We start from the raw sequence: 21,364 nt of genomic DNA on the forward strand, positions 1-21,364 counted from the left end.
GACGGCATCAACCTTCGCGCATCATCGCGCCGAGGATCGCCTCGGCCGCGACTTCGCCGCCAACCCGGGCTTCGCCGCGATACCACCACATGTTCTTGCGCTTCTTCTGCATGTCCATGTGGAATTCGACGACATCGCCGGGGACGACCGGCCGGCGGAACTTCGCCTGATCGATCGTCATGAAGAACACGTATTTGAAGTTCTGGTGCTGCGAGGCGAGCACGCAAAGCACGCCCGCCGTCTGCGCCATGCCTTCCAGCAGCAGCACGCCCGGCATGATCGGATTGTCCGGAAAGTGCCCCTGAAAATGCGGCTCGTTGTAGGTGCAGTTCTTGATCCCAATCGCGCTCTGCTCGCCGTTGATGTTGATGACCTTGTCGACCATCAGGAACGGATAACGATGCGGCAGCGCCTTGAGAATGCCCTGAATTCCAACGGCGTCGATCGTATCGCTCATTCGGCCTTGTCCTTGTCGCGCGCGGCGGGTTTCTTCTCGATCAGCTTCTGCAGCGCCACCTGAAGGCGGAAGAATTCCCGCAGCGGCTGCGCCGGCGCACCGCCCCAGCGGCCGCCGTCGGGCACGTCGGTCATGACGCCGGCCTTGGCGGCGATTTGCGCGCCTTCGCCAATGGTCAGATTGTCGGCAAGACCGACCTGCCCCCCCAACATGGCCCGGTCGCCGACCGTCACGCTGCCGGAAACTCCGGTCTGCGAAACGATGATGCAGTGGCGACCGATCACGACGTTATGGGCGATCTGCACCAGATTGTCGATCTTGGTGCCCTCGCCGATCACGGTGTCGCGCATGCTGCCGCGGTCCACTGTGGAATTCGCGCCGATCTCGACATCGTCCTGAACGATGACGCGGCCGACCTGTGGAACTTTCTGGAGTCCCTTCGGGCCGGGATGATAGCCGTAACCGTCCTGGCCGATCCGGCAGCCCGAATGAAGGATGACCCGGTCGCCGATCAGCGCATGGGTGATCACCGCCCCGGCGCCGACCGTGCAATCCCGGCCGATCCGGCTGTCCGGCCCGATGACGGCGAGCGGACCGACAATGCTGCCGGCCCCGATCTCGACACGCGGGCCGATGACGGCACCGGCCTCGACGGTGACGCCGCTTTCGAGCCGCGCGGTCGGATGGATCGTCGCATCGCTCGCAATGCCCTCCGCCTCGAACAGCGAGGACGGGCGCAAGGCCTGCGGAAACAGCGCATGCGCGACGGCGACGAAACCGGAATAGGGATTCTTCGCGACCAGCACATTGACGCCGGCCGGCACCCCGCCGGCGAAGCGTTCGGTCGCAAGACAAACGCCGGCCTGTGTCGACGCCAGATGCCGCTCGAATTTCGGCTGGTCGATGAAGGCGAGATCGCGAGGACCGGCGGTTTCGAGCGGCGCGATGCCGTCGATGCGGTCCTCCAAGGCCACCGCGCCGCGCGGCTCGGCTCCCGTCAGCGCGGCGATATCGGCAACCGAGAGGCCCGGGCCTCGCCTGAAGAAGACACAAGCGGTCATGCGTTGTACGGCCGCGCGAGCCGGCCGGAAGCTGCGATCAGAACGTCGTGCCGCCGCTGAACCGGAAGACCTGCGTCTTGTCGTAGCTCTCCTTCATGAAGGGGAAGGCGAGATCGAACCGGAGCGGGCCGAGCGGCGAGTCCCAGAGCAGACCGACACCCGCCGAAGCGCGGATCGACGAGGAGTCGGCCACGCTCAGGGTTTCGCCGGTCACATCCCAGGAGGTCGGTCCCTTGTAGTTCCACAGCGAACCGGCATCGACGAAGCCGGCGAGCTTGATGCCGATCTCCTTCGGGAACCAGAACACCGGCACCTGAACTTCTGCGGTCGCGCCCCAGTACATGCTGCCGCCCAGCGAATCCTGTTGGCTGCTGTTTGGCTGCGAGGTGTCGCGCGGACCAAATCCGGACGGTTCGAAGCCGCGGACCAGGTTCGGGCCCATCTGGAAGTGGTCGAGCATGCGCAGATCTTTGCCGCCCCAGCTCGCGATATGACCGCCGCGCAACCGGACGAAACCGATCACGTCGGGCATGATCTCGCGGTAGTTGCGGAGGTCCGCCTGGGTGCGGATGAAGTTCACGTCGCCACCGACGCCGGCGAAATCCTGGCTCAACGACATGAAGGTGCCGCTGGTCGGGTTCTTGTTGTTGTCGAGCGTGTTGTAGCTGAGGGTGTAGCCGAGCAGCGAGGTCAGGACCGCGCCCTGCGAAAGCTCCTTGCGGACCGCAAGGCTCGCTTCGTTGTCGGCGTAACACTCATCAGGATTCAAACCGCGGACCACGGGAATTTGGTGCGGAACGTAGCCAGCGGGCGTACCGCCAACAAACATCGAAGCCGGGGCTGTCGTCGGATTTTTACAATTGTTCAGGTATTCTGGCAGCCCCAGCTCGCGCTGGTAGATCGAGTAGCGCGGCTGCAGCGTGACTTCTTCGGTCAGCGCGAAGCCGAGCTTGAAATTGGCGCCGTAGCTCTTGGTGTCATAGGACACGTAGGACGAGGCCGTGGTGTTCTTGACGAACACGTCGACGCCGGCGCCGAGGCGATAGCCGAGGAAGTACGGCTCGACGAAGCCCAGCTCGAAGCCGCGCGTGTGCTGGCCGTACTGCACGCTGGCGCGCGCCAGCTGGCCGCGGCCAAGCAGGTTGCGCTCCGACACGCCGACTTCGGCGAGCCAGCCGTCGGTCGTCGAATAGCCGCCGCCGACCGTGAATTGACCGGTCGACTGCTCCTCGACCTGCACGTTGATGATCACACGGTCCGGCGCCGAGCCCGGCTCGTTGGTGATCTTCACCGACTTGAAGAAGTTCAGGTTCTTGAGACGCCGCTCGGCGCGATCGATCAGCGCGCGGTTGTAGGCATCGCCCTCGCCAACGTCGAATTCGCGGCGGATGACGTAGTCGCGCGTGCGGGTGTTGCCGCGGATATTGATGCGCTCGATGTAGACCCGCGGGCCTTCGTCGATCACGAAGACGAGGTTGATCGTCTTCTTGTCGAAGTTGCGATCGCCGCTCGGACGCACCGTCGCGAAGGCATAGCCGCGCTTCGACGCTTCGATGGTCATGTTCTCGACGGTCTTCTCGACCGCCTCGGCGTTATAGATGTCGCCCTTGTCGAGACGCAGCTGCGAGCGCAACGACTTGGGATCGATGGCGCGAACGTTCGACACGACGTCGACGCTGGACACGTGATAACGGCCGCCCTCGTCGATCGTGAAGGTGATGACGAAGCCCTTCTTGGAGGGATCGTACTCGCCGACCGCCGAGATGATCCGGACGTCCGCGAAGCCGTGCTTCAGGTAGAAGCGGCGCAGCGCGTCGCGATCGGCCTCGAGGCGATCGGGATCGTAGATATTGGTGGTCTGCAGGAAGCTCAGCCAGTTCGACTGGGCCGTCTTGATGACGTCCTTGAGCCGGTAGGAGCTGTAATACTTGTTGCCGACGAAGCGGATTTCCTGAACCGTGGTCTTGTCGCCCTCGTTGATCTCGAACACGAGATCGACGCGGTTGTTCGGCAGCTCGATGACCTTCGGCACGACCTTGACGTCGTAGCGGCCGCTGCGGTGATAGACCTCGACGATGCGTTGCACGTCGGCCTGCACCATCGGACGCGACAGCGTCCCGCGCGGCTTCGACTGGACTTCCGTCTTGAGCTGGTCGTCCTTGGCCTTCTTGTTGCCTTCAAAGGCGATGCGGTTGATGACCGGATTTTCGGTGACAACCACCTTCAGGCCGCTCGAACGATCGATGCGCACGTCCTGGAACAGGCCGGTCGCGACCAGACCTTTGAGGCCTTCGTCGATCTCAACGGCGCTGAGCCGGCCATCCGGGCCGGCATGAAAATACGAGCGGATGGTCTCGGCTTCGACGCGCCGATTCCCCACTACGACGATCGAGCTCGGAGTCTGGGCGGCGGCTTCGCCGGATGCGGTCACGCCAATGCTGACGAGACCGACAAGAAGCCCCCCGAGGACCACGCAGAAAATGGCCAGCCCTCGTACCACCCGCACTAGAAGTCCCATGCGAAACGCGCCCTATTGACCCTTACGGCCGCCGACCCCTGCCGCGGATTCTGCTGAATTCTGGGCAAGCTTTCGACACTTTTTACAGCGTTTTCAAGGCAGTGCAACCGATCTTCCCGCCATAACGGCAACTTTTCGTCGGGGAAAACTGAGTTTCCCCCTTCAAAGTGTCCGTTCGGCAACGCTCCGAACGCCGTTCAAGCCAGCGCTCAAGACGTCGCCAGATGAACGATGTCATTAAAGGTTGCAAAAATCATCAACATCACGACCACGGCCAGACCGATGCGAAAGCCCATTTCCTGGGCCCGTTCGGACAGCGGGCGGCCGCGCGCAGCCTCGATTCCGTAGAACAAAAGGTGCCCACCATCGAGCAAGGGAATCGGGAACAGGTTCAGAAGACCGATCGAGACCGACAGAACCGCAGCCAGATGGATCAGCGCCCCGAAGCCGGCGGTCGCAACCTGCCCTGAGACCTGAGCAATGCGAATCGGGCCGCCGAGCTGATCGGCCGCCTCCCGGCCGGCGAAAATCCCGGCGATGTAGGTCATGGTGCGGTCGATCACGAACCAGGTTTCGCTGACCCCGAGGCCCAGCGCACGGATCGGACCGACCGATTCGGTGCGGATATCGCCCGGAGCCATCGACCGGCTGATGCCGAGCACGCCCAGACGGTGGACGTTGCCGAAGCTGTCTTTCATTTCCTTGAGCGCCGGGGTCGCCTTCAACGTGGTCAGCGCGCCGTCCCGCTCGATGCCGATGTTCAGAGACTCACCGGCGCTGACGCTGACGATCCGCTGCATGTCGTTGAAGCTGTCGATCTTGCTGCCGTTGATCGAGACGACGAGGTCGCCCGGCTTGAACCCGGCCGTCTCCGCCGCGCTGCCGGCCACAACGGTGTCGACCCGCGCGGTCGTCGTCTGCTTGCCGAACACCATGAAAACGCCGCCGAAAATCGCAATCGCCAGCAGGAAATTCGCGATCGGACCTGCCGCGACGACCGCCGCGCGCGAGGCGACCGGCTGGGCGGCAAAGCTTACCTTGCGGTCCTGCTCCGACATCGTCGCCAGCGCTTCCTGATCCGGCGCGCTCGCCGCGTTGTCATCGCCGAGGAACTTCACATAGCCGCCGAGCGGAATGGCGGCGATCTTCCAGCGGGTGCCGTGACGGTCGTTGAAGCCGATCAGCTCCGGTCCGAAGCCGATCGAGAAAGCCAGCACCTTGATCCCGCACCAGCGCGCGACCAGGAAATGACCCAGCTCATGGAAAAAGACGACAATCGTCAGGACAAACAGGAACGGAACGATGTAGCTCACGATTCCACCCCCAAGGGCGGAAATGCCGCCCAACAGATCGATACTCATGACACTACTCCCGCCCGCCGCCGCGTGGTTTCCAAACCGTTAATACCACTAGGATGCCTTTGCGGCGATTTCGGGCAAGAGGTCGGCGGCCATTAATCTTGCATTATGGTCAACGGCGATAGCGGCCTCGACGCTGTCGGGTTCTGCCATTGCCCCTTTCCGGGCTGCGGCCTCAAGAACGGCGCCGACCAGCGCGGAAATACCGGGAAAACCAATCCGGCGGTCAAGAAACGCCGCAACGGCAACCTCATCGGCCGCATTCAGCACCGTCGGCGCGCCGCCGCCGGCCTCGAGCGCGCCGCGCGCCAGAGCGAGCGCCGGAAAGCGCGCGAGATCAGGTGCTTCGAAGGTTAACGCGCCGAGCTGCGCAAGATCGAGCCGCGGCGCCGATGTCTCCATGCGCTGCGGCCAGGACAGGCAATGGGCGATCGGAATGCGCATATCGGGCGCGCCCAGCTGTGCGACCACCGAGCCGTCCTGAAATTCCACAAGCCCGTGCACCGCCGACTGCGGATGCACCAGCACGTCGATCTTCGCGGACGGCAGGCCGAACAGGTGATGCGCCTCGATCAGTTCGAGACCTTTGTTCATCAGGCTCGCGGAATCGATCGTCACTTTCGGGCCCATCGACCAGTTGGGGTGCTGGAGCGCCTGTTCAGGCGTCGCCGCGCGAATGGCCTCCGCGGTCCAGCCGCGAAACGGCCCGCCCGACGCGGTGAGGACGATGCGCCTCACCTCCGCATGCGTGCCGGAGGACAGCGACTGAAAAATCGCATTGTGCTCGGAATCGACCGGAAGCACCGTCGCGCGCGTTGCCTGCGCGCGCCGCATGAACAGGCCGCCGGCACAAACGAGCGACTCCTTGTTGGCCAGGGCAACCGTCGCGCCGCGCTCGATCGCCGCGAGCGTCGGGCGCAAGCCCATCGCGCCGCTGATCGCCGCCATCACCCAGTCCGCCGGGCGCTGCGCGGCCTCAACCTGCGCATCGGCGCCGGCGGCGGCCTCGATGCCGGATGCGCCGAGTTCGTCCTTCAGCTCCTTGTAAAGCGCCGGCTCCGCGATCGCCGCAAAGCGGGCGCCGAGATCGCGCGCCAGCCGGGCGAGCTGCGCCGCGTTGCGGCCTGCGCTGACGGCTTCGACCCGGAAGCGTTCGCGGTTGGCTCGCAACAGATCGACGGTGCTGGCGCCGATCGATCCGGTGGCGCCGAGAATGGTGATCGACCGTGTCCCCTTCGCCGGCTCACTTTTTGCGCGCGCAAGATTCGCGACATTCATGATCGATGCGCTCCCGATCTCACCACAGCAGGAGCCCCTGTGCCGGCGCGTCGATGCCGCCGCGAAGAATTCCGATCAGCATCGCGACGAGAGCGGCGGCCCAGAAGCCGTCGAGGCGATCCATCACGCCGCCATGACCGGGAATGGTGGTCCCTGCATCCTTCGCGTCGAACTGCCGCTTGATCCACGATTCCAGCAGATCGCCGCCCTGCGCGATGACGGAGAGCACAATCGCCACCATCATCAGCGCGCCGGGATCGGTATCGATGCCCGCGTAGCGGCTGCCGACATAGGCAACCACGACCGCGCCGCAGGTGCCCCCGAAGGCGCCGGCCCAGGTCTTGCCCGGACTGATCGCCGGCGCGAGCTTCGGCCCGCCGATAGCACGGCCGGCAAAATAACCCAGAATGTCGGTCGCCCAAACAACACCGAACAGAAAAGCAATCGCGAACACTCCAAGCGCCGGATCGCTGCGTAACATGATCGGCGCAACCAGCAGCGCACCGGCATAGGCAACGCCCGCCATCATCCAACGCCGGCGCGCGGACGGCGCGAAGACCGCCACGGCGAAGACGCCGAGCAAGACGACGAGACTCGCGGTGATCGGCCGGTGCCACTCCGCGATCACGGCGGCGACTGCGAGGCCCGCCGCCACGGATGGAAACAAAAACTTGCTCGACCGCGCGTCGGTGAGCGACAACCACTCCCACAGCACGAGTGCTGCGGCGGCAAACCAGAACGCCGCAAACGGCCAGCCGCCGAAATAAGCGGCAGCCAGCGCAATCGGCGCCAGCACGGCAGCGGATAAGATACGCAGAATAAGATTGGAGCGCCGGCCCGCGCGCGGCAAACCCGATGCCCCGGCATTCGATGCGGGATCGGACGGTCCCACGGGCTCAGGAGCCGGTCTGCGCGACGAGGCCGCCGAAGCGGCGCTCGCGACGGTGAAACTCATCGATTGCCTGCTCAAGCGCGGCGCGATCGAAATCCGGCCAGTAGGTCGGAATGAACACCAACTCGCTGTAGGCCGATTGCCACAACAGAAAATTCGACAGCCGTTGTTCGCCACTGGTGCGGATGATGAGATCGGGGTCCGGCAGATCGGGCATGTCGAGCAGCGCGGCGAAGGACTCAAGATCGATGTCTTCCGCCGCCATTTCACCACGCGCGACGGCCTGCGCGGCACGCTGCGCGGCACGCACGATTTCCTGGCGGGCGCCGTAGTTGAAGGCAACCACCAGCGTCAGGCCGGTGTTGCCGCGCGTCAGATCCTCGGCCTCGACCAGCAGGCGCGCGATGTCGGCCGTCAAGCCTTCGCGCTCGCCGACGATGCGAACGCGCACATTGTTGGCATGAAGATCGGCGAGATCGTTGCGCACGAAACGGCGAAGCAGCCCCATCAATTCGCTGATCTCCGCGGCGGGCCGAGTCCAGTTCTCCGAACTGAAGGAAAAAACGGTGAGATATCGAATGCCGAGTTCGCCCGCCGCGCGCACCGCGCGCCGGATCGCCTCGACGCCGCGGCGATGGCCTTCCGCCCGCGGCAGTCCGCGCGCGGCCGCCCAACGGCCGTTGCCGTCCATGATGATGGCGACGTGACGCGGCGCCGGACCTTTCGGCGTGGAGAGCTGCGGTGCACCGGCGTCAGGCATCGGCGTGATCCTCAAACCGTGAGGATCTCCTTCTCTTTGCCGGCGAGGACGGTATCGACTTCCGCGATCATCTGGTCCGTCGCCTTCTGGATGTCGGCCGAGAACTTGTCGTGCTCGTCCTTGCCGATGGCGTGATCCTTTTCCAGCTTCTTGACGACGTCCATGCCGTCGCGCCGGACGTGCCGGACCGCGACGCGCGCGGCTTCGGCGTATTTATGCGCGAGCTTCACAAGCTCCTTGCGCCGTTCCTCGTTCAATTCGGGAATGCGCAAGCGGATCACCTGCCCCTCGGTCGCCGGGGTGAGGCCGAGATTGGCGGCGACGATCGCCTTCTCGACCGCATGCACCAGCGATTTGTCCCACACATTGACCGCCATCATGCGAGGTTCCGGAACCGTCACCGTCGACACCTGATTGAGCGGCATCGGCGAACCGTAGGCATCGACCTGCACCGGATCGAGCATGTGCGGCGAGGCGCGCCCGGTGCGAAGACCCGACAGTTCCGTCTTCAGCGATGCAATAGCGCCCTGCATGCGGCGCTTGATGTCCTCAAGATTATGGGTGGCGTTGGCCATGTCTTTTCTCCGAAATCGCGTGCAACCCGTGTTGCAAGCCTGCGGCTTGGCGGCGTCGGGCAACGCGGAGCCCGTGTGGTATCCAGTCTCGTGCGCTAGCTGACGGTGGTCGCTCGCCCCTTCCCGCGCAAAACCGCCTCGATCGCACCCACCTCACCGATGGAAAACACGATGATAGGCGTCCCGTTTTCGCGAGCAAGCGCGAAGGCCGTGGCATCCATGACCCGCAGGCCCTTCTCCAAAGCCTCCTGATGGCTGATCCGATCGTAGCGGGTGGCTTTCGCGTCTTTTTTGGGGTCCGCGGTGTAGACGCCATCGACATTGGTGGCCTTGAGAACGACGTCGGCGTCGAGTTCCGCCGCGCGCAGGACGGCAGTGGTGTCGGTGGTGAAATAGGGATTGCCCGTGCCGGCGGCGAGCAGAACGACGCGGCCCTTGCTCAGATTCTTGATCGCGCGCTTGCGATTGTAGGTTTCGCATACCGCCGTCATCGCGAGCGCCGACAGCGTGCGCGCTTCGCAGCCGGCCTTCTCGATCGCAGCTTCCAGCGCGAGGCAGTTCATCACGGTGGCGAGCATGCCCATGGTGTCGCCGACAGGACGCGACACGCCGCGCGCAGAAACCTCGACGCCCCGAAAAATATTGCCGCCGCCGACCACGACGCCGATCTCGACGCCGGTCTTGGTCGCGGCCACCAGATCCCTGGCGATACGATCGACGGTCGGCTGATCGATGCTGACGCCGTTGGCACTGAGCGCCTCGCCGGAAATCTTGACGATGGCGCGCCGGTATAGCGGGCTCTTGGTCCCCGAACCTGTCATCGCGTGCGGCCCTCCCGGCCAACGGCATTGCCGCTCGCGTTCGGCTGCGTCGCGGCGGGCAAACCCGCCGCGCGGAGCGTGAGTGTCCGGCCCGGAAAGCCTTAGCCCTGCCCCGCCGCGGCCGCGACTTCGGCGGCGAAATCGCTCTGCTGCTTCTCGATTCCCTCGCCGAGAGCATAGCGCACAAAGCCGGTGATTTTGACCGGGGCGCCGACCTTGCCCTCCGCTTCTTTCACGGCCTGGGCGACCGTCTTGCCCGGATCGTGCACGAAAGCCTGCTCGATCAGCGTGACCTCCTTGTAGAAGGTCTTGAGGCCCGACTCGACGATCTTCTCGATCACGTTGGCCGGCTTGCCCTGCTGGCGGAACTTGTCGGCCAGCACGTCCTTCTCGCGCGCGACCACCGCCGGATCGAGCCCGGAGGCGTCGAGCGCCTGCGGGTTCGCCGCGGCGATGTGCATCGCGATCATGCGGCCGAGCGCGGTCAGCTCGCCGGCATCGCCGGTCGATTCCAGACCGACCATCACGCCGATCTTGCCGAGGCCGTCCGAGACCGAGTTGTGAACATAGGAGCCGATCGCACCCTTGCTCACCGATAGCTCGGCGGCGCGGCGCAACGTCATGTTCTCGCCGATCTTGGCGATCGAATCGGCAATCGCCGTCTCGACGGTGACGCTGCCGGCTTTCGCCTGCCTGATTGTCTCGACATCGGTGCCGGCCGACTGCGCGACGTCGGCGATCATCTTGACGAGACCCTGGAACATGTCGTTGCGCGACACGAAGTCGGTTTCGGAGTTCACCTCCACCATCGTGCCCTTGGGTCCGCGCACCGAAATGCCGATCAGGCCCTCGGCCGCGACGCGGCCGGCCTTCTTCGCGGCCTTCGACAGCCCCTTCTTGCGCAGCCAGTCCTGCGCCGCCTCCATGTCGCCATTGGTCTCGGTCAGCGCCGCCTTGCAGTCCATCATGCCGGCGCCGGTGGAATCACGCAGATCCTTGACCATCTGAGCGGTGATATTGGCCATCAGTCTTTCCTCAAACTCGAGTGCGTCGGCCGCGGATCACTCCGCGGTCAGCTCTTTCGCCTTGTTGACCCAGCCATCGACACGACCGGGCAAGCCGACCTGCTCGCCGACATAATGCTTCGCGGTATCGTTGAACTCGGCGACCTGCGTGAAGTGGAAGATGCCGAGGTCGTTGAGCTTCTTCTCGACCGCCGGCGAAACGCCCGGCAGCTTCTTGAGATCGTCGGCCACACCGCGCGGACCCGGCAGCGGCTCGTAGCCGGCGGCGTCCTCGCTCTTGGCAGGAACGGCTTCCTCGACCGGCTTTTCGGCCGCGCCGAGATCGACGCCGGCTTCGCCCTGAGCGCGCGAGATGCCGTCGATCGCCGCCTTGGCGATCAGATCGCAATAGAGCGCGAGCGCACGGCTCGCGTCGTCATTGCCCGGAACGATAAAGTTGATGTTGGCCGGATCGCAATTGGTGTCGACGATCGCGGCAACCGGGATGTTGAGGCGCTTGGCCTCCTTGATCGCGATGTCTTCCTTATTGGTGTCGATCACGAACAGGAGATCGGGAACGCCGCCCATGTCCTTGATGCCGCCGAGCGCGCGGTCGAGCTTGTCGCGCTCGCGCTGCATGGTCAGGCGCTCTTTCTTGGTGTAGCCGCCGGCTTCGTTCGAGCCGAGCATTTCCTCGAGCTTACGCAGCCGTGCGATCGAACCGGAGATCGTCTTCCAGTTGGTCAGCGTGCCGCCGAGCCAGCGCGAGTTGACGTAATACTGCGCACAGCGCTTGGCGGCATCGGCGACGACGTCCTGCGCCTGGCGCTTGGTGCCGACGAACAGGATGCGGCCGCCCTTGGCGACGGTGTCGCTCACGGCCTGCAGCGCCTGATGCAGCATCGGCACGGTCTGCGCGAGGTCGATGATGTGAATGTTGTTGCGGACGCCAAAGATGTAATCGCCCATCTTCGGGTTCCAGCGGTGGGCCTGATGGCCAAAGTGCACGCCAGCTTCCAAAAGCTGACGCATCGAGTAGTCAGGAAGCGCCATTCGTCTTCTCCGGTTGGTCCGCCGCGGGTCTGTGGGCCTGTTCGGGATGAAGAGGCCACCGGACGGCTGGATCGCCCATTGTCGGGGCGGCAGCCAAAACCCGCGTGAGTGATGGGCGGTCTTATAGAGGGCGGACCCGGCCGGCGCAAGGCGCAGGCCGGGAGGATTTTTTAAGGAATCCGAGGAGCTTAAGGCTCGTCAGGCCGGCCTCGCGGCGGCTTCCGCCGGGGAATCGGCCGGCGCCCCGGCCTTCCAGAGGATCACACAGCCGAGGATCGCCGACAGGATCGAGGCGGCAAAGACCGCGATCTTGGCCGAGGCGAAGTCCGCCGCCGTCGGGAACGCCTGCCCTGCGATGAACAGCGACATCGTAAAGCCGATGCCGGCGAGCGCGCCCGCCCCGGCAAGCTGCCACCACGAATAATCCTCCGGTTTGGTCGCAAGCCGCAGCCACACCGCCAGTGCGGAGAAGCAGATGAAGCCGACCGGCTTGCCGACCAGGAGACCGGCGATGATGGCAAGCATCAACGGCTCGTGTCCCGCCATGACGTCGGTGCGGATCGACACACCGGCATTGGCGAAGGCGAACAACGGCAGCACCAGGTAGCTCGAACGGGCGCCGGCATGGCGCAGCAGCCGCGCGGCGGGAGATTCGATACGATCGTGGATCGCATCGAGCGCGCGCAGCGCCGGCGTCGAGGGACCGCTGCGCAGCACCTCACCGGCGCGTTTGGCCTCCGCCGCGACGATGGTGTTCGCCTGGATCATCAGCGCGTCGAGATTGGCGGGCGGCCGCGTCGGAATGAACAAGGCCAGCAGAACACCCGCGAGCGTTGCGTGCAGACCGCTGGCGTGGACACAAGCCCACAGCATGACGCCGACCAGGATATAGGGCGTGACGTTGTAGACCCGTCCCCGGTTGAGCGATGCGAGCAGGACGAGGCAGAGGGCCGCACCGCCGAGATAGCCGAGGTGCAATTCGCCCGAATAGAACACCGCGACCACGCCGATCGCCCCGATATCGTCGACAATCGCCGCGGCAGTTAAAAAGATGCGCAGTCCCACGGGTACGCGGCGGCCCAGCATCGCGATCAGCGCGATAGCGAAGGCCGTATCGGTCGCCATCGGAATACCCCAGCCGTGCGACCAGACGCCGGCCGGGATCAGTTGGATATAAAGCGCAGCCGGCACGACCATGCCGCCGATCGCCGCTGCGATCGGCAACGCCGCCGGGCGCAGGCCGGCAAGATGACCGACCGTGAATTCGCGTTTGATCTCGAGGCCGACGACAAGAAAGAAAATCGTCAGCAACCCGTCATTGATCCAGTGAAGCAGCGACAGGCGGAACGCGGCATCGCCGACGCTGATACCGAGATACTGTTTCCAGAACTCCTCGAACCCTGCCGCCATCGGCGAATTCATCAGCGCAATCGCCAGGAGCGTAGTGACCATCAGCAGGACGCCGGCCGACGGCGCCCAGGTCGCGAAATCGAGCGCCGCCGCGCGCACGCGATGGCCGAGCGTGCCGAGGATCGCATCGGAGAACGACGCCTCGTCCCACGGGCCGTCATAACGACGGCTGTTGATGAAGAAAGTCGGCGTGATGGCCACACCGCTTGCCCGTGAACTTTTGATGTCGGCATCGACACGCGCGGCGGCGCGTTCCGCAACGTCGCTGTCCGTCGTCAGCGGAAGCCCGGCCTCGCGCGCGGCGACGATGAGGTCGTCCTCGGTCAGCGTCTCCGAGCGTGTCATCAGCGTGATATGCGCGGTCCAGAACTGCTCGGCATTGTCGGTGCGCTCGACGAGCTCGGCGGCGCGGCGCGCCAGCTCGCTGCCGGTAATCGGGCGGTGGCGAAAGACATAGCGCAGCCGGTCGCCGAGATCGTCGCGCACCTGCTCGATGCGCGCGTTGGCGGCCCGGCAATAGGGACAAGCATAGCTGCCGTATTCGACCAGCGTGATCGGCGCATTGGCAACGCCGAGCGTGTGATCGCGCTCGGAATCGACCGGCCGGTCAAGCCAGTGGTTTGCCATGATCTCGGTCACGCGCCTTCGTCTTCCTTTGCCTGCATGGGACGGCCGTCCGCAAAGCGAACGGCTCCGGTGACAAGCGAACCGTTACGACGGCGCGATGTCAAACCGCCTCGACCTGAACGACGCCCGGCACCGCCTTGATCGCGCCGGCGATCTGCGGCGAGACCTTGAAGCGGCCTGGCAGGCGCACCTCGACCTCGGTCATCTGGTCGATCATCAGGATCATGGTGACTTCGCCGTCGCCGTTGGCCGCCGCGCGGCCGTTGCGCGCCGGCTCGAGGCGCTTGGCCACCGCGTCGAGCGGTTTCTCGTCCTTCAGGAAGACCCGCAGGCTCTTCTGGATGTTGGCGGCCGCCGCATCGAGCGGCTCGACCGACTGGATGCGGGCGCGCACCTCGTCGCCCTGCACTTCCGCCGACAGGAACAGCAGCACCGCCGAACCCGGCTCCAGCCGCTCGCGGTATTCGGCGAGGCCTTCGGAAAACACCACTGCCTCGAAATGGCCGGTCGGGTCCGACAGGCCGATGATGCCCATCTTGGTGCCCATCCGCGTGCGCCGCTCCACGCGCGAGACGACCGTGGCGGCGACGCGGCCCGCGGTCGCGCCGGCCTTCACGGCCTTGGAGAACTCTGCCCAGGATTGCACGCGCATGCGCTTAAGCACTTCGACATAGTCATCGAGCGGGTGGCCGGAGAGGAAGAAGCCGATCGCTTCGTATTCACGGCGCAGACGCTCCGCCGGCAGCCACGGCTCGACCGAGGGGAGCGGCAAGCCTTCGCTGGCCCCTCCGCTGCCGCCGAACAATTCGCTCTGTCCGACCGCCGCCGTCTCGTGCGCGCGCTGCGCCCGCGACAGCAGCATGTCGACGGCGCCGAAGACACGCGCGCGGTTGTCCTCGAGCGTATCGAACGCGCCCGCCGCCGCGAGACTTTCCAGCACGCGCTTGTTCACCGCGCGCGGATTGATGCGCGACACAAAGTCGGCGAGATCCTTGAACGGTCCCTGTTGCCGCGCGGCGACGACCGCCTCGACGGCCTGCGTGCCGACGCCCTTGAGCGCCGCGAGCGCATAGATGATCGTGTTGCCCTCGACCTCGAACGTCACGTCGGAGCGGTTGACCGAGGGCGGGGCGACCGTAATGCCGAGCCGTTCCGCTTCTGCACGGAATTCGGACAGTTTGTCGGTGTTGCCCATGTCGAGCGTCATCGACGCCGCGATGAACTCGACCGGATAATTCGCCTTCATATAGGCGGTCTGATAGGCGACCAGCGCGTAGGCTGCGGCGTGGCTCTTGTTGAAGCCGTATTCGGCGAAGCGCTCGAGCAGATCGAAAATCGCGTCGGCCTGCGAGCGGTCGATGCTGCGCGCAACGCAACCCTCGACGAAATCCTTGCGCTGCGCCTGCATCTCGGAGCGGATCTTCTTGCCCATCGCGCGGCGAAGCAGGTCCGCCTGTCCGAGCGAATAGCCGGCAAGGATTTGCGCGGCCTGCATCACCTGTTCCTGATAGACGATGACGCCGAAGGTCTCGCGCAGCACCGTTTCCAGTTTCGGGTGGATGTAATCCGGCTTTTCGAGATTATGCTTGCGTGCGCAATAGGTCGGAATGTTCGCCATCGGACCCGGCCGGTAGAGCGCGACGAGCGCGATGATGTCCTCGAAACGGTCCGGCCGCATGTCGAGCAACGCGCGGCGCATACCCGCGCTTTCCAGCTGGAACACGCCGACCGCTTCGGCCTTGGCCAGCAACTCGTAGGTCTTCGCGTCATCGAGCGGGATGGCGGCGAGATCGATGTCGATGCCGCGACGCTTGACGAGTTTCACCGCCGTTTGCAGGACAGTGAGTGTCTTGAGGCCGAGGAAGTCGAACTTCACCAGTCCCGCCTGCTCGACCCACTTCATGTTGAACTGGGTGACCGGCATGTCCGACTTCGGATCGCGATAGAGCGGCACAAGCTCGGCCAGTGGCCGGTCGGCGATGACGATGCCGGCGGCATGCGTCGAGGCGTGGCGGTTCAAGCCCTCGAGCTTGGTCGCGATGTCGAAGGCGCGCTTCACCACCGGCTCGGCGTCGCGCTCGGCCTGCAGCTTCGGCTCGCTCTCGATCGCCTGCTTGAGCGAGATCGGCGCTGCCGGGTTCTGCGGCACCAGCTTGCAGAGCTTGTCGACCTGCCCGTAGGGCATCTGCAGCACGCGGCCGACGTCGCGCAGCACGCCACGCGCCTGCAGCGTGCCGAAGGTAATGATCTGCGCGACCTGATCGCGCCCGTAACGCTCCTGCACGTAGCGGATCACCTCGTCGCGGCGGTCCTGGCAGAAGTCGACGTCGAAGTCCGGCATCGAGACGCGCTCGGGATTGAGGAAGCGCTCGAACAGCAGACCGAAGCGGATTGGATCGAGATCGGTGATGGTGAGCGCATAGGCGACGAGCGAGCCGGCGCCCGAGCCACGGCCCGGCCCGACCGGAATGCCTTGCGCTTTCGCCCACTGGATGAAGTCGGCGACGATCAGGAAGTAGCCGGGATATTTCATCCGCTCGATGACGGCGATCTCGAAGTCGAGCCGCTCGCGGTAACTCTGCTCGGTCTCCCCCGGCGCAAGCCCGTGCGCCGCGATGCGCTTTGCAAGGCCGTCCTCGGCGCGCTTGCGCAACTCGGACGCCTCGTCGGCGGCATCCCCCTCGCCGGTCGCAAATCGCGGCAGGATCGGCTTGTGCGTCTTCGGACGGAACGCGCAGCGCCGCGCGATCTCGACCGTCGACTCGATCGCTTCCGGCAGATCCGCGAACAGCGCGACCATCTCCGCACGGGTCTTGAAACGGTATTCCGGCGTGAGCTGACGCCGGTCGGTTTCTGCGACCATGCGCCCCTGCGCGATGCAGATCAGCGCGTCATGCGCCTCGTAATCGCTCTGCTTGGCGAAGAACGGCTCGTTGGTGGCGACGAGCGGAATGCCGTTGGCGTAGGCGAGTTCGATCAACGCAGCTTCCGCGGCGCGCTCGGCCTCCATGTTGTGGCGCTGCAACTCGACATAAAGCCGATCGCCGAACAGCGCCTGCAACGCCGCGAGGCGTTGCGCGGCAAGCTGCGGCTGGCCGGCGGCGATGGCGGCGTTGAGCGGGCCGCTTAAGCCTCCGGTCAGCGCAATCAGCCCGTCGCTTTCGCCGTCGAGCCAGACGAGCTTGATGTGCGGCCGCTCGTTGGACGGCGTTTCGAGGAAGGCGCGCGAGTTGAGCCGCATCAGGCTGCGGTAACCGGCCTCGCGCGCCGCCAGCAGGACGATGCGGCCGTGGTCCGGCGCATGGGTCGGCGCGCCGTTGCGTCCACCGTTGTGGCCGTTCTTGTCGAAGTCGCCGAAGTCGACCGCCAGCGCGCAGCCGACGATCGGCTGGATGCCGGAGCCCGCCATCTTTTCGGAGAATTCCAGCACACCGAACATGTTGTCGGTGTCGGTCAGCGCCAGCGCCGGCTGCCGGTCCGCCTTGGCAAGCTCGGCGAGCCGGCCGATGGTCAGCGCGCCCTCGAGCAGCGAATAGGACGAATGGACGTGCAGATGCACGAAATCGGGGCTGCTGACCTCAGATTTGGCCACGAAAAACCTCAGGGATGTCCGGCAAGATCAGACGGGGAGCGATTCCCGCTGCCTGAGACCGTGCGGCCTCGGGGCCGCACTGTCCACCGCCTATCCACCGCGGCGGCCAGCCTAAGCCGGACTTTGCCGGATATCCCCAGCGTGGCGGGCCCGGCCATCCGGCAAGCCCGCCGGGCGCAACCTAGATGGTCGTCAGAACCTGCGACCAGATCGCAATCATGCCCAGAAACAGCGTCAGCGAGGCAAGCGCGGCGGCTTCCTGAACCAGTGCACGGAACATAACGACCTCCCCATCGATACGGACTGTATGGACTCGACTAGAACGGAGAGAGAACATAGTTCGTTGTTTGTTCTCATGTCAACCGGAGTCTGTGGGAGGCGCTATCCCCTTCAAATTCAATGAGTTAGGGCATTTCCTCGATGATGCCGTTGCGCAAGGTCACGCGCCGGTCCATCCGGGCCGCCAGGTCCATGTTGTGAGTGGCGATGATGGTGGCGAGGCCAGAGGCCCGCACCAACTGGGTCAGCGCGTTGAACACCCGGTCGGCGGTTCCCGGATCGAGGTTTCCGGTCGGCTCGTCGGCAAGCAGCACGCGCGGCGCGTTGGCGACCGCCCGGGCAATCGCCACCCGCTGCTGCTCGCCACCGGACAGTTCCGCCGGCCGATGGGTGACGCGCTCGGCCAAGCCCAGATAGCCGAGCAGTTCGGACGCCCTCGCCTTGGCCTCGTTCCGAGACAGGCCGCGGATCATCTGCGGCAGCATGACATTCTCCAGCGCGGAGAACTCCGGCAACAGCCGGTGCGACTGATAGACGAAACCGATATCGCTGCGGCGGATCGCGGTGCGTTCGGCGTCCGACAAGAGCGCGGTCGAGCGGCTGTCGATATAGACGTCGCCGCGGTCGGGATGCTCCAGCAGGCCCGCGATGTGCAAGAGCGTCGACTTGCCGGCGCCCGACGGCGCGACCAGCGCGACCGATTCACCCGGCCATACCGCAAGTTCGGCGCCCTTGAGAATGTGCAGCGTGTCTTCGCCCTGCCGGTAATGCCGCTCGACCTGATGCAGGAAGATCAGCGGCACATCCTCGGACGGCGCGGAGGCTTGCGTCGCCGTGTGGTCGGCGACCTCACTCATAACGCAGCGCCTCGACCGGATCGAGCCGGGCCGCGCGGTACGACGGATAGAGCGTCGCGAGCAGCGACAGCGTCAGCGCCATGACCACGACGGCGGCGGTTTCGCCGGTATCCATGTCGGCTGGCAGCTTGGACAGGAAATAAAGCTCCGGCGAGAACAGTTCGGTGTTGGTCAGCCAGGACAGGAACTGCCGGATCGACTCGATGTTCAGGCACACCACCACGCCGAGCAGGAAACCGACGATGGTGCCGACCACGCCGATCGAAGCGCCGGTGATCAGGAACACACGCATGATCGACCCTTGCGTCGCGCCCATGGTCCGCAGAATCGCGATGTCCTGCCCCTTGTCCTTCACCAGCATGATGAGACCCGAGACGATGTTGAGCGCGGCGACCAGCACGATCAGCGTCAGGATCAGAAACATCACGTTGCGCTCGACCTGCAGCGCGTTGAAGAACGTCGCGTTGCGCTGCCGCCAGTCGATCATGAAGATCGGGCGTTGCGCCGCCTCGGTAACGAGCTTGCGGTAGTGGTCGATATGATCGGGATCGTCGGTATAGACCTCGATGGCGGTGACATCTCCGGCGCGATTGAAGTAGGCCTGCGCTTCCTTCAGCGGCATGAAGACGATGGCGCCGTCATATTCCGACATGCCGATCTCGAACACCGCCGCGACCTTGTAGACCTTGATGCGCGGCGTCGTGCCCATCGGCGTCACCGCGCCGCGTGGCGCGACCAGCGAGATGTTATCGCCTGCGCGCAGCGACAGTTGATCGGCGAGCCGCCGCCCGATGGCGACGCCCTGCCCCTCGTCAAAGCCCTCAAGCGTGCCCTGCTTGATGTTCTTGGAAATCGAGGGAAGCTTTTGCAGATCCATCAGCCGGATGCCGCGCACGAGCACGCCGCCGGCATTGAATGGCGAGGATGCAAGCGCCTGTCCCTCGACAATCGGCGAGGCAAGCCGGATGCCCTTCACCTTGTTGATGCGAGCGGCGACCTCCTCCCAGTCCGACAGCGGCTTCTCGAGCGGCTGGATCAGCAGGTGGCCGTTGAGGCCGAGAATCTTGTCGAGCAGCTCCTTGCGGAAGCCGTTCATGACCGCCATGACGATGATGAGGGTCGCAACCCCCAGCACGATGCCAAGGAAGGAAAACCCGGCAATCACCGAGATAAAGCCTTCCTTGCGCCGCGCCCGCAGGTAGCGCAGCGACAGCATCCATTCAAAAGGGGAAAACGGCCGGGTGCCGCTTGGCTCGGTCATAAGGTCTCCGAGTCGGAGTTTTCACACGATTCTGGCGGATTCGTGCCATCGCCGGGGATGAATAAACCCCGCCACGCACAGGTTCATGGCCGCAGTTTTCACGCCGACGGAGCGCGCGACAGGAGGTCGAGCGCGGCTTCCGGCGACATCAGTTCGCGACTGCCGCCCGCGCGCGTCTTGACCTCGACCTTGCCTTCCGCGAGCCCGCGCGGCCCCACCATCACCTGGAACGGGATGCCGATCAGGTCGGCGGTCGCGAATTTCGCCCCGGGCCGCTCGTCGAGGTCGTGATAGAGCACTTCGACGCCCTTGGCAGTGAGGCCCGCATAGAGCTTCTCGCAGGCCGCGTCGGTGTCGGCGGCGCCCTGCTTCAGATTGAGCAGCGCGACGCGGTACGGCGCCACCGCCTCCGGCCAGATGATGCCGGCATCGTCGTGCGAGGCTTCGATGATGGCCGCGACCAGCCGCGACGGACCGATTCCGTAGGAGCCCATGTGAACGGGCACCTCCTTGCCGTCGGCGGTCTGCACCACCGCCTTCATCGGCGCGGAATATTTCGTGCCGAAATAGAAAATATGGCCAACCTCGATGCCGCGCGCGGAGACCTGCGCATCACCCGGCACCTTGGCGAAGGCGGCCGCGTCATGCATCTCGGAGGTCGCGGCATAGTGCGAGGTCCACTGGTCAACGATACTCTGTAAACCCGCGACGTCGTCGAAATTCACATCGGATGCGGGCACCGCCATGTCGAGGTAGTCCTTGTGGCAGAACACCTCGGATTCGCCGGTCGAGGCGAGGATGATGAACTCGTGGGACAGATCGCCGCCGATCGGTCCGGTGTCGGCGCGCATCGGAATCGACTGCAGCCCGAGCCGCGCGAAGGTGCGCAGATAGGCGACGAACATCTTGTTGTAGGAGTGCCGTGCACCGGCCTGGTCGAGATCGAACGAGTAAGCATCCTTCATCAGGAACTCGCGCCCGCGCATCAAACCGAAACGCGGCCGCACCTCGTCACGGAACTTCCACTGAATGTGATAGAGGTTGAGCGGCACGTCCTTGTAGGATTTCACATAGGCGCGGAAGATGTCGGTGATCATCTCCTCGTTTGTGGGTCCATAGAGCATCTCGCGCTCGTGGCGATCCTTGATGCGCAGCATCTCCTTGCCATAGGCGTCGTAGCGTCCGCTCTCCCGCCACAGGTCCGCCGATTGCAGCGTCGGCATCAGGAGTTCGATTGCGCCGGAACGGTTCTGCTCCTCGCGCACGATCTGCTCGATCTTCCGCAACACCCGCAGGCCGAGCGGCAGAAAGGCGTAGATGCCGGCCGCCTCCTGTCGCATCATGCCGGCCCGCAGCATCAGCCGGTGCGAGACGATTTCCGCTTCCTTGGGATTGTCGCGGAGGATCGGCAGGAAATAACGGGACAGGCGCATGTCGGGGTCCGGAATCGTCTGAGGTCGGGTCACCGCGAGTGAAAGCGGAACCCCCGGCAAAAGACAAGGCGGCAAGCCCCGCCGCGGCGGAATTTAATCCCACGGCAGGGAACTTTCTGCCATTCGCG

General features: G+C 64.9%; 16 protein-coding genes. All 16 read right to left on the bottom strand.

Annotated features, from left to right (window positions below; all coding sequences use genetic code 11):
• Positions 1 to 7 precede the first annotated feature (7 nt).
• Entirely contained in the window at positions 8 to 457 is a 450-nt protein-coding gene (gene fabZ / locus AB7F10_RS16465; RefSeq protein WP_428562558.1) for a 3-hydroxyacyl-ACP dehydratase FabZ, read from the bottom strand.
• Positions 454 to 1,518, bottom strand: coding sequence for a UDP-3-O-(3-hydroxymyristoyl)glucosamine N-acyltransferase (lpxD, locus tag AB7F10_RS16470; protein WP_428562556.1), 1,065 nt, complete (start codon positions 1,516 to 1,518; stop codon positions 454 to 456). The genes fabZ and lpxD overlap by 4 nt, the downstream gene beginning before the upstream one ends.
• Positions 1,519 to 1,555: 37 nt before the next feature.
• Entirely contained in the window at positions 1,556 to 4,036 is a 2,481-nt protein-coding gene (gene bamA, locus AB7F10_RS16475; protein ID WP_428562554.1) for an outer membrane protein assembly factor BamA, read from the bottom strand.
• Between the two features lie 209 nt (positions 4,037 to 4,245).
• Complete coding sequence (gene rseP, locus AB7F10_RS16480; protein WP_428562552.1) at positions 4,246 to 5,397, bottom strand: RIP metalloprotease RseP; 1,152 nt, start codon at positions 5,395 to 5,397, stop codon at positions 4,246 to 4,248.
• 48 nt (positions 5,398 to 5,445) lie between these two features.
• On the bottom strand, positions 5,446 to 6,672 hold the full coding sequence (gene dxr, locus AB7F10_RS16485) for a 1-deoxy-D-xylulose-5-phosphate reductoisomerase (RefSeq protein WP_428562550.1): 1,227 nt from the start codon (positions 6,670 to 6,672) through the stop codon (positions 5,446 to 5,448).
• Positions 6,673 to 6,691: 19 nt separating this feature from the next.
• On the bottom strand, positions 6,692 to 7,627 hold the full coding sequence (locus AB7F10_RS16490) for a phosphatidate cytidylyltransferase (protein ID WP_428562548.1): 936 nt from the start codon (positions 7,625 to 7,627) through the stop codon (positions 6,692 to 6,694).
• On the bottom strand, positions 7,569 to 8,324 hold the full coding sequence (locus AB7F10_RS16495; RefSeq protein ID WP_428562546.1) for an isoprenyl transferase: 756 nt from the start codon (positions 8,322 to 8,324) through the stop codon (positions 7,569 to 7,571). Before AB7F10_RS16495 ends, AB7F10_RS16490 begins: the two co-directional genes overlap by 59 nt.
• A gap of 11 nt (positions 8,325 to 8,335) precedes the next feature.
• Entirely contained in the window at positions 8,336 to 8,899 is a 564-nt protein-coding gene (gene frr / locus AB7F10_RS16500; RefSeq protein WP_428562544.1) for a ribosome recycling factor, read from the bottom strand.
• A 95-nt stretch (positions 8,900 to 8,994) separates the two neighbouring features.
• A complete protein-coding gene (gene pyrH / locus AB7F10_RS16505) occupies positions 8,995 to 9,720 on the bottom strand; it encodes a UMP kinase (RefSeq protein WP_428562542.1) in 726 nt (241 codons plus the stop codon).
• Between the two features lie 101 nt (positions 9,721 to 9,821).
• Complete coding sequence (tsf, locus tag AB7F10_RS16510) at positions 9,822 to 10,745, bottom strand: translation elongation factor Ts (protein WP_428562540.1); 924 nt, start codon at positions 10,743 to 10,745, stop codon at positions 9,822 to 9,824.
• A gap of 36 nt (positions 10,746 to 10,781) precedes the next feature.
• Positions 10,782 to 11,777, bottom strand: coding sequence for a 30S ribosomal protein S2 (locus AB7F10_RS16515; RefSeq protein WP_428562538.1), 996 nt, complete (start codon positions 11,775 to 11,777; stop codon positions 10,782 to 10,784).
• Positions 11,778 to 11,975: 198 nt separating this feature from the next.
• Positions 11,976 to 13,826: a Na+/H+ antiporter NhaA gene (gene nhaA / locus AB7F10_RS16520; protein WP_428562536.1), complete on the bottom strand. Its 1,851-nt coding sequence runs from the start codon at positions 13,824 to 13,826 to the stop codon at positions 11,976 to 11,978.
• A gap of 88 nt (positions 13,827 to 13,914) precedes the next feature.
• Entirely contained in the window at positions 13,915 to 17,406 is a 3,492-nt protein-coding gene (gene dnaE, locus AB7F10_RS16525; RefSeq protein WP_428562534.1) for a DNA polymerase III subunit alpha, read from the bottom strand.
• Between the two features lie 404 nt (positions 17,407 to 17,810).
• Positions 17,811 to 18,542: an ABC transporter ATP-binding protein gene (locus AB7F10_RS16530; protein WP_428562532.1), complete on the bottom strand. Its 732-nt coding sequence runs from the start codon at positions 18,540 to 18,542 to the stop codon at positions 17,811 to 17,813.
• Positions 18,535 to 19,803: a lipoprotein-releasing ABC transporter permease subunit gene (locus AB7F10_RS16535; RefSeq protein WP_428562530.1), complete on the bottom strand. Its 1,269-nt coding sequence runs from the start codon at positions 19,801 to 19,803 to the stop codon at positions 18,535 to 18,537. Before AB7F10_RS16535 ends, AB7F10_RS16530 begins: the two co-directional genes overlap by 8 nt.
• Before the next feature lie 98 nt (positions 19,804 to 19,901).
• Positions 19,902 to 21,236 (bottom strand): proline--tRNA ligase, encoded by a 1,335-nt coding sequence (gene proS / locus AB7F10_RS16540; protein ID WP_428562528.1) that lies wholly within the window; start codon positions 21,234 to 21,236, stop codon positions 19,902 to 19,904.
• Positions 21,237 to 21,364: the final 128 nt, after the last annotated feature.

Origin of the sequence: Pseudolabrys sp. (assembly GCF_050250095.1) — a bacterium.
Taxonomy (GTDB): domain Bacteria; phylum Pseudomonadota; class Alphaproteobacteria; order Rhizobiales; family Xanthobacteraceae; genus Pseudolabrys.